The 8,599-nt window shown below is 61.8% G+C and carries 5 protein-coding genes; 2 read left to right on the top strand and 3 right to left on the bottom strand.

The genetic code is table 11. From position 1 onward, the window contains the following. On the top strand, nt 1-3,237 hold a 3,237-nt coding region (locus SB772_RS38155), incomplete at its 5' end, for a beta strand repeat-containing protein (protein WP_410838273.1). Nucleotides 3,238-3,508: 271 nt separating this feature from the next. Next, nucleotides 3,509-4,861: a TolC family outer membrane protein gene (locus SB772_RS38150; protein ID WP_410838272.1), complete on the top strand. Its 1,353-nt coding sequence runs from the start codon at nt 3,509-3,511 to the stop codon at nt 4,859-4,861. 488 nt (nt 4,862-5,349) lie between these two features. On the opposite strand, the gene SB772_RS38145 is transcribed toward SB772_RS38150, so the two are convergent. The 3 genes from SB772_RS38145 to SB772_RS38135 are packed head-to-tail and all read right to left on the bottom strand — an operon-like array spanning nt 5,350 to nt 8,560. Then, on the bottom strand, nt 5,350-6,348 hold the full coding sequence (locus SB772_RS38145; RefSeq protein WP_410838271.1) for a transketolase family protein: 999 nt from the start codon (nt 6,346-6,348) through the stop codon (nt 5,350-5,352). Further along, nucleotides 6,345-7,187, bottom strand: coding sequence for a transketolase (locus SB772_RS38140; RefSeq protein ID WP_410838270.1), 843 nt, complete (start codon nt 7,185-7,187; stop codon nt 6,345-6,347). Before SB772_RS38140 ends, SB772_RS38145 begins: the two co-directional genes overlap by 4 nt. 44 nt (nt 7,188-7,231) lie before the next feature. Further along, a complete protein-coding gene (locus tag SB772_RS38135; protein WP_410838269.1) occupies nt 7,232-8,560 on the bottom strand; it encodes an MFS transporter in 1,329 nt (442 codons plus the stop codon). Between the last annotated feature and the right edge of the window lie 39 nt (nt 8,561-8,599).

Here is an 8,599-nt window from a genome sequence, read left to right as displayed (position 1 = left end):
GTGTCGGCCGCAACCAGCTTCAGCTTTACGCTCGACACGTCGGCCGCCGCACCCGGGGTGGCGCTCGCCACCGACTCCGGCAGCAGCGCCACCGATCACGTGACCAACGCCGGTACCCTGACCCTCGGTGGTGTCGAGAGCGGCGCGACCGTACAGTACAGCATCGATAGCGGGGCGCACTGGACCAGCAGCTTCAGCGCCGTCGAAGGCGTGAACACCGTGCAGGTCCGGCAGACCGATGTGGCCGGCAACGTGTCGGCCGCAACCAGCTTCAGCTTTACGCTCGACACGTCGGCTGCGGCACCGGCGGTGGCGCTTGCCACCGACTCGGGCAGCAGTGCCAGCGATCACGTCACCAGCGTCGGTACCCTGACGCTCGGTGGCGTCGAAAGCGGTGCGACCGTACAGTACAGCATCGATAGCGGGGCGCACTGGACCAGCAGCTTCAGCGCCGTCGAAGGGGCGAACACCGTGCAGGTCCGGCAGACCGATGTGGCCGGCAACGTGTCGGCAGCGACCAGCTTCAGCTTCACACTCGACACGGCCGCCGCCGCACCCGGCGTGGCGCTCGCCACCGACTCCGGCAGCAGTGCCAGCGATCACGTCACCAGCGTCGGTACCCTGACGCTCGGTGGCGTCGAAAGCGGTGCGACCGTACAGTACAGCATCGATAGCGGGGCGCACTGGACCAGCAGCTTCAGCGCCGTCGAAGGCGTGAACACCGTGCAGGTCCGGCAGACCGACGTGGCCGGCAATGTCTCGGCGGCGACCAGCTTCAGCTTCACACTCGACACGGCTGCGGCGGCGCCCGGGGTGGCGCTCGCGACCGACTCGGGCAGCAGCGCCACCGATCATGTCACCAGCGTCGGTACCCTGACCCTCGGTGGCGTCGAGAGCGGCGCGACCGTACAGTACAGCATCGATAACGGGGCGCACTGGACCAGCAGCTTCAGCGCCGTCGAAGGCGCGAACACCGTGCAGGTCCGGCAGACCGATGTGGCCGGCAATGTCTCGGCGGCGACCAGCTTCAGCTTCACACTCGACACGGCTGCGGCGGCGCCCGGGGTGGCGCTCGCGACCGACTCGGGCAGCAGCGCCACCGATCACGTGACCAGCGCCGGTACCCTGACCCTCGGCGGCGTCGAAAGCGGCGCGACCGTGCAGTACAGCGTCGATAACGGGGCTCACTGGAACAGCAGCTTCAGTGCCGTCGAAGGCGCGAACACCGTGCAGGTCCGGCAGACCGATGTGGCCGGCAACGTGTCGGCGGCAACCAGCTTCAGCTTCACACTCGACACGGCCGCCGCCGCACCCGGCGTGGCGCTCGCCACCGACTCCGGCAGCAGTGCCAGCGATCACGTCACCAGCATCGGTACCCTGACGCTCGGTGGCGTCGAAAGCGGTGCGACCGTACAGTACAGCATCGATAGCGGGGCGCACTGGACCAGCAGCTTCAGCGCCGTCGAAGGCGTGAACACCGTGCAGGTCCGGCAGACCGATGTGGCCGGCAACGTTTCGCCCGCAACGGGCTTCAGCTTTACACTGGACACAACGCCTCCAGCGAACTTGTCGTGGAGTTACAACAACGGGAAAGACGTGTTAACGGCTACGACGGACACTTCCAACGTCTGGAAAGTCGCAGTCCACGACAATAGTAATTCGGCCGACTACGTCGCGACGCAGCAGAGTGGTGGAACGTGGGTCCTATCCCAGCCTGGGCTAAACAATCACAATTTGACGGTGACTGAGTGGGACCTCGCAGGCAACACCAAGACCTCCACACACGCAGCCCCCGCCGGCGTAGCCGGATCCGAAATCAACCTTGCGCTGACCGATCTGTCCAGCCATGCGACCGACCTCACGGTGACGATCGCCGGCATTCCCTCCGGCTGGCAACTGAACGCCGGAACCGAGCTCGGCAACGGCACATGGCTCGTCCCGACGAATGATCTCAGCGCTCTCGCGGTCACGCCGTCAGCGTCCTTCACTGGCGCTACAGTGCTCACGGTGACCGAGAACTGGACCAACGCGGACGGCAGCCATGCGACCGTCACGGTTGCCGACAATGTGGAGGCCTATGCGGCAAACTCGCCGATTTTCGCGTGGTCGGGCGACGACCACTTGACGGGTTCCGCCGGCCATGACCTGTTCGTTTTCGCGCAACCCATCGGCAACGACACGCTGCACAACCTCGACCTCGCAGCGGACAAGATCGATCTCGTGGGCTTCACAGGCATCACGAGTTTCAGCGACGTCCAAACGCACATGACCGACGACGCCAACGGCAATGCAGTGATTGCACTGGGCGCAGGCGAAACCATCACGGTCATGGGCGTTCATTCCGCTGACCTCACCGGCGGCAACTTCGTGTTTGACCAGGAGCCGGCCATGGTCAACTCGGGCGTCATGACGGTGAGCGACGGCGCAATGCTTCCCCTCGGCGGGACGATCAACAACACAGGCACGATCGCGCTTGCGTCAACGGGCGATGGAACCGACCTCGAGATTCTGGTGAAGAGCGCATCGCTTGAAGGCGGCGGACACCTTATGCTGTCCGACGATAGCCACAACGTCTTATTTGGCGGCAGTCCCGACGCGACGCTCATCAACGTCGACAACACGATCGCCGGTGCCGGTCAGATCGGAGCTGGCCAACTGACGCTCGTCAATGAGGGGACGATTGTCGCCAGCGGCACCAACGCGCTCGTGATCGACACAGGAAGCAATGTCGTAGTCAACACGGGTACGCTTGAGGCAACGGGCAGCGGAGGACTGGTGATCGACAGTGCAGTGGCCAATGGCGGCCACCTATTAGCCAACAACGGCAACCTGGCGATCCATGGTGATGTCACCGGCAACGGAAGCGCGACGATCAGCGGTGCCGCGACACTCGAGTTCGGCGCCGCATCCACGGAAAACACGACGTTCGCCGACGGCGCCGCGGGCACGCTCAAGCTCGATCAATCAGGCAGCTTCACCGGTACGGTTTCCGGGTTCGGCGCCGGCAACACCCTGGATCTTGCGGACGTCTTGTGCAACGACCATACGACACTCAGCTTTACGGCCAATGATGCGGGAACGGGAGGCACGCTGACCGTCAGCGACGGCGTTCACTCGGCTCAGATAGCGCTGCAAGGCGGGCTGTCTGCCGCCGGTTTCCAGTTCACGCATGACCAGGGCACTGGCACCGCCGTGACTTACGTTACGCCACCGCTGCCTCACGTTCAGGAGTATTAGACAGCCAGACCACCCCGCGAGCAACGCTTGAACTAATCATCGAGCAGTGAAAGCCTTCCTTGCGGGGCTTATATTTCTCAACGCATTGCCCGCGACAGTTGACGGTGCCGAGACACCGCACTGGGTATCCGGTGAGCGGGGATACGTTTATTGAAAGCGCAACACATCTCCAGTAACATGCGTCGGCCACATAGTTCGAGCATCGCGAAATGTCTGTTTGTGCTTGAGCGGCAGTGAATACAAGCCACCGTCGGGTTACAGGAATTGCGCAATGAATAAGAATAGTCCATTGCTAATCATGCTTGTACTGCTATCGGCGATTGCAGTTTCACCTTCACTCGCGGGCGCGCAAAGCCTCCAGGAAGCAGTCGAACAGGCGATCAGAACCAATCCCGAAGTACTTGCCACAACTCATCACCGACAGGCGGCAGACCAGGGCCTAAAGCAGGCGCAGGCCGGCTACTGGCCCCGTCTGGACGTCGACACGGCCATCGGCAGGGAGCGGCGCGACGACGAAGAGACGCGTCTGCTCGGCTTGAACCGGACTACTTTCACGCATAGCACCGCCAACGTGACGCTGTCGCAAATGCTGTTCGACGGGTTCGCGGTCAAAAGTGAAGTGGCGCGTCAAAGCGCGCGCATCGATTCCTCGGCCTATGGAGTAGCCACCACCGCGGAGGACGTGGCGCTGCGTGTGGTGGGCGCCTACCTTGAAGTTCTGCGCCGCAAGGAGACAACGGCCGCCGCCGAAGACAACATCGAATCCCACCTCCGTATCTACGATCAGATCAAGCTACGCAGCGACCGCGGCGTCGGACGCCGTGCCGATCTTTATCAAGCGGAAAGTCGTCTGGCTCTGGCCAGGGACAATTTGCGATCCGAGCAAAGCAGCCTGAAAGATGCCGAGGTTGCTTACGCTCATCTGGTGGGCATGCCGCCGGATGCTCTCGCCAAGCCAGTAGCACCGGAGAGCGACTTGCCGCAAACCGAACAGCAGGCGCTGGACACGGCGTTGGTCAACCACCCTTCGCTCGCAGGCGCCGAGGCGGATGTCGCTCAAGCCAGGGCACAGTACGACGTCGCCAAGTCCGCATTGTGGCCACGCCTTGATCTGGAACTCAGCACGAGCCATGACCGGCAGGGCGTTCTCGGGCCAATAAACGATCGCCGCGTGATGCTGCGCCTTCGCTACAACATCTTCCAGGGCGGGGCTGACAAAGCACGAATAGGGGAGACGCACGCCCAGATCCGGGAAGCCGAAGACGTACGCAATCGTACGCGGCTGGAGATACAGGAAAGCGTCTCGCTCGCGTTCAATGCGTACCTAACGGCACGCGATCGGGTGGTCGTGCTAAAGCAATACGTCGATTCCAGTGCGGCAACCCGGGAGGCGTATTTGTTGCAGTTCGGAATCGGCCAACGATCGCTACTCGATTTGCTCAACGCGGAGAACGAGTACTACAGTGCACGCATTGCCTTCGTTGGCGGCCAGTATGCGGAGGTGGCTAGCGCCTACCGGGTGTTCGCCGGCATGGGGCAGTTGCTGGACACGTTGCATATTGGGCTGCCGGCAGAGGCTTGGTCGTTACACAGTGCACGAATGCCGGTTGTACCAAACCACTGACGTAGCAGTGGGAGGAAAGCTGAGATGTTCAACAACACCGACTATCTGTCCATTCTCGACTGGCCACTCATATCCGGAAGTACGTCGGGAAGGCCCGATTCGATATTCGCAACGCCATCTTCGACCCTAATGTCGGTCCCGCAAGGCAAAAAATTGTTGGCTTTCTTTCATTTATTCCTTTGTGACGGCCATCTGAACGTCTGCTGATTGTCGACGATCGACGCGATGGTGTCGATCGACTGCAAGCGCGACCCGGAGCTGCCAGTCACTCGCTCATTCCGAGGGGCCGAATACAATCGGCAAGCGGACGGTCAGAGTTCTCCTTCAGTCGGACAGGCTTTGCTTAACAAATGTCAGCGTTCTGCTTTTTCAGTAACGGTGCGTCGATGGTACCGACGCACCGTCCCCCTCAAACTAGCGGACGACTCGTATCACGCTCAGGCGGAGCGATGTCTGCCGTGCTGCAGCGTCTGGATGACACAGTCGGCTCATCGAAGCCAGCCCTTGATGGTATCGGCCATGACGTTGGTCGAGATGCCATAGCGGTCATGCAAGGTGGGCAGCGCGCCCGCAGCGAGAAACTCATCAGGCAGTGCGATCTGACGGTACATCGGCGTGACGCCGGCAGCGAGCAACGTGGTCGCGACCGCTTCGCCGAGGCCGCCGATCACCGAATGATTCTCGGCAACCACCACCATCCGACCCGTGCGTCGGGCCTCGCGCAAGATCGTCTCAGTGTCGAGCGGCTTGATGGTTGGCACGTGCAACACGCCAACGCCCACCTTGTCTGCTGCCAGTAGCTTCGCCACCTCCAGCGAGCGCATGGTCATGATGCCCGATGAGATGATCAGCACCTCGGCGCCGTCGCGAAGTAGTTTCGCCTTGCCCAGCTCGAACTGATAGTCGTATTCATCGAGCACGGCCGGAACATTGCCACGCAGCAGACGCGCATACACGGGGCCGTTATGCGCGGCGATAGCGGGCACCATCTGCTCGGTATCGAGCGCATCGCACGGATCGATGACCGTCATGTTCGGCATCGCGCGCATGAGTGCGAGATCCTCGGCCGCCTGGTGGCTGGGGCCGTAGCCGGTCGTGAGACCCGGCAGCGCGCAGATGATCTTCACGTCGAGGTTGTCCTCGGCGATAGCCTGGTGCATGAAGTCATACGCGCGGCGCGTCGCGAACACAGCGTAGGTCGTCACGAACGGCTGGGCACCTTCATGCGCCATACCGGCGGCCGCCCCCATCAGCAGTTGCTCGGCCATGCCCATCTGGTAGTAACGTTCGGGGAACTCCTTCCCGAAGATGTGCAGGTCGGTATATTTGCCGAGGTCGGCGGTCATACCGACCACGTTCTTCTTCTCGCGAGCCAGTTGAGCCAACGCGTGGCCGAACGGAGCGGAACGCGTGACTTGTCCTTCGCCGGCAATCGAGGCGATCATCGCCGAGGTCTTCAGGCGCGACTTGGTGGTGGTGTCGCTCATGCTTGTCTCCCTGCTTCGAGTGCTGCAAGCGCCAGTTGCCACTCATGGGCATCGACGCGGATGAAATGGTTCTTTTCCCGTTCCTCAAGGAATGGCACGCCGCACCCCATGCGGGTATCGCAAACGATAATCCGGGGCTGCTCTTTCGGATGGTTGCGCGCTGCATCGAAAGCCGCCTTCACGCCATCGATGTCGTTGCCGTCAACGCGCTGCGTGAACCAGCCGAACGCTTCGAGCTTCTGAACGAGCGGCTCGAACGCCATGATCTTCAACGAAGGACCGTCGGCCTGCTGGTTGTTGACGTCGACCATGGCGATCAGGTTGTCGAGCTTCCAGTGAGCGGCCGACATAAGGCCTTCCCAGATTGCGCCTTCATCGAGTTCGCCGTCGGAGAAGAGCGTGTAGACGAAGGCGTCCGAGCCCTTGCGCTTCAGTCCCAGGCAGCGACCCACCGCGATCGTGAGACCGTGGCCGAGCGAGCCGCCGGACATCTCCATGCCCGGCGTGTAGCTCGCCATACCGGACATCGGCAACCGGCTGTCGTCGCTGCCGTAGGTTTCGAGTTCTTCCGGTGGCAGGAAGCCGGCTTCGAACAGTGCGGCATAGAGCGCAATCGCATAGTGGCCGTTGGACAGCAGGAAGCGGTCGCGGCCTTCCCATTCGGGATCCTCGGCCCGGTAGCGCATCGCGCCGAAGTAGGAAACCGCGAGTACATCGGCGATGTCGAGTGCCTGGCCGATATAGCCTTGGCCCTGTACCTCGCCCATCAGCAAGGCGTTTCTACGAATCCGGTAGGCGCGCTCAGCGAGCGTCACCGCATCTGATGACGGACTGTTCATGGTGTCTCCTTGAATTAAAAAGTGAGTCTTTGCAGCAGACGGTGTCAGCGATTGACGGTTTTGGCTGGCACGAGGAAAACGAGCGCGGCACCGATAACGATAGCGACCGAGATAAAGATGAGCCCAGCTGTCGATTTACCGGTCAGGTCGTTCAACCAGCCCACGATGGCCGGCGAGAAGAAGCCTGCGAGATTGGCGAAACAGTTCACCGCGGCGATCCCCGCTGCGGCGGACATGCCGCCAAGGAGCGCGGTCGGCAGTGACCAGAACTGCGACGATGAAGCGAGGATGCCGGCGGCGGCCACGCTGACACAGACCAGCGACGCACCGACTCCGCCCAGCATCGGAAGCGTGGCAAAGCCTGCCGCCGACACCAGCATCGGGATCGCAAGATGCAGACGCCGTTCGCGATGGCGGTCGGCACTTGCGCCCACCAGCGGCAGCGCAATGATCGCGCAGAGGTACGGAATGGCCGTGAAGATACCTACCCACAGCGGGTCGGCGACGCCCGACTTGCGGATGATCGTCGGAAGCCAGAACGTCAGGCCGTACTGGCCGAGCACCACGCAGAAGTAGATGGCTGCCATCAACCACAGGCGACGGTCGCCGATGAAAGACCTGATCGAGACATGGGCGATCTTGTGGGCGTTGTCATTCGCCACGTTGCGTGCGAGAAGCGCCTTCTCCGCATCAGTGAGCCATTTAGCGGCAGCGATCCCGTTGTCGAGGTACAGCAGGATGGCGACGCCAAGGAGCAACGACGGTAGTGCTTCGAGGATGAACAGCCACTTCCAGCCCGCCAGGCCATTCACGCCATGGAACGCATGCAGGATGTAACCGGACAGCGGCCCACCGACAATGCCGGCAAGCGGAATCGCCATGAAGAAGAGGGAGAGCGCCTTTGCGCGCCGCGCTGAAGGAAACCAGTAAGTCAGGTACAGGATGACGCCTGGCGCGAACCCGGCCTCGGCCACGCCCAATAGAAAGCGGAGAACATAGAAGGTTGTGGGCGACTTGACGAAGACGAAGCTGGCCGAGATCACAGCCCACGTCAGCATGATGCGGGCGAGCCAGTTTCGTGCGCCCACTTTGTGCAGCATGAGATTGCTCGGTACCTCGAAGAGGAAATATCCAAGGAAGAAAATGCCGGCGCCGAAGCCATACACGGTTTCGCTGAATCGCAGGTCATTGAGCATCTGCAGTTTCGCAAAGCCTACGTTGACACGATCGAGATAGGCGCCCAGATAGCACAGCATCAGGAACGGTATCAGGCGCCGTCCGACTTTCGCATACGTTTTTGATTCGAAGCTCGCCGAATCGGCGAACGAGGTGACATCGCCCGTCATGGATGGCGCAGTGAACTTCGTTTTCATGCTTGTCTCCTGCCATATCGCCCCGGGGTTTCCTCGGGT

Source organism: Paraburkholderia sp. SIMBA_030, from assembly GCF_046535245.1.
GTDB lineage: Bacteria > Pseudomonadota > Gammaproteobacteria > Burkholderiales > Burkholderiaceae > Paraburkholderia.
This window is presented reverse-complemented; position numbering and strand designations above follow the sequence as displayed.